Source organism: Synechococcus sp. H55.2 (assembly GCF_047462495.1).
Lineage (GTDB): Bacteria > Cyanobacteriota > Cyanobacteriia > Thermostichales > Thermostichaceae > Thermostichus.
This window is the reverse complement of sequence record NZ_JANSJH010000215.1, coordinates 1-771: the sequence shown is the minus strand read 5'-3', so window position 1 is coordinate 771 and position 771 is coordinate 1. Positions and strand designations below refer to the sequence as shown.

The 771-nt window shown below is 60.2% G+C and carries 1 protein-coding gene; it reads left to right on the top strand.

Annotated elements, in window-relative coordinates; translation table 11 throughout:
- Window positions 1-771: diguanylate cyclase domain-containing protein (locus NW844_RS12995; RefSeq protein WP_414336253.1), on the top strand; the 771-nt coding region annotated here is incomplete at both ends.

Sequence of the window (771 nt, the reverse complement as noted above, 5' to 3'; positions counted from 1 at the left end):
CGGATCCCCCCCTACGAGCGCGGCTCCCAGGCCGAGCCGACTGCGGCCTTTCTGACGGTGATCAGCGGTGCCAATGTGGGCATGACCTTTCCTATGGCAAGTGGGGGAGTTTTGGGGCGCAGCCACCAAGCAGATATTCAGCTATCCGACCACGCCGTCTCCCGGCAGCACTGTCGGCTGGAGAGAGAAGGCGAGGGGTATGTTCTCACCGATCTAGAGAGCCTCAACGGTACCTACGTCAACGGCAAACGCATCAGCCGCATTCTTCTGAAAGATGGAGATCGCATTCAAGTGGGGGCCACCACCCTCAAGTTTGCCCACTACGACGCGGCAGAAGCAGCGTTCTTTTCGCAAATGGCCACTGCCGCCCTCTACGACCCGCTGACCGGCTTGCACAACCGCCGTTTTTTCCTGGAGCAACTGGAGCTGGAGATCCCTTTTGCGCTTCGCCATCACATTCCCCTCCACGTGCTCTATCTGGACTTGGATGGGTTCAAGCAAATCAACGATCGCTGGGGGCACTGGGTTGGGGATCAAACCTTGATCCGGGTGGCACGACAATTGCAGGCCCAAGTTCGTCGCGAGGATCTGCTGGCCCGGCTGGGGGGCGATGAATTTGCCCTCTTGGTACGCGGGATCCCGAACCCCCAAATCTTGGGGTTAAAAGAGCGCTTGCGGCAGGCCGTCCAGTTGCTGTCGGTGCAGGTAGGGGCGGAGACCACCCACCTGAGCTGCAGCGTAGGCATCGCCTCTCTGCTGGAGCTGGGAGAA